Origin of the sequence: Streptococcus sp. HMSC065C01 (assembly GCF_001813525.1) — a bacterium.
GTDB classification, from domain to species: domain Bacteria; phylum Bacillota; class Bacilli; order Lactobacillales; family Streptococcaceae; genus Streptococcus; species Streptococcus parasanguinis_V.
Genome location: NZ_KV812829.1, coordinates 9068 through 9576, shown reverse-complemented (window position 1 = coordinate 9576; position 509 = coordinate 9068). Strand labels below are relative to the sequence as shown.

1 pseudogene is annotated in these 509 nt (G+C 28.3%); it reads right to left on the bottom strand.

Features of this window, described 5'->3' with window-relative positions:
* Positions 1-5 precede the first annotated feature (5 nt).
* Positions 6-188: pseudogene (locus HMPREF2918_RS00590) on the bottom strand (IS3 family transposase); the annotation flags it as partial.
* Positions 189-509: the final 321 nt, after the last annotated feature.

The window sequence follows — 509 nt, the reverse complement described above, 5'->3', positions numbered from 1 at the left end:
TTAATTTAAGCAAAGGATTTAGTTCTGTATTGTACAGGACTAAATCCTTTTAGTTTTACCTTAATTCGTTTGTTGTTGTAGTAATCAATATAGTCGACAATAGCTTGTTCCAAGTGCTCAAGTGACTGAAACGTATTCTCATAACCATAAAACATTTCAGACTTAAGAATGCCAAAGAAAGATTCCATGCGCTTTTGCTTTCTTGTTCTCTAGCTCTCGATTAGATGATTCTATTAAAATAAATAATGTCTTAAGGAACAGGATATTCATTTTATCGTTAAAGCATATACATTTTTATTTGCTATTATAATAGACATTTCTTCATTTTTCCGTTATAACAGACACTGACATACTCTTGTAATATTATTTTGGTATAATTAAAATTACAGAAGGAGGTAAAGATTATGAGAAAAATAATAAGTATACTACTACTTTCATTATCAATAATTACGTTAATTGCTTGCTCTAAAAATAACTACCAATCTTTAGATGGTGAGTATTATTGGATC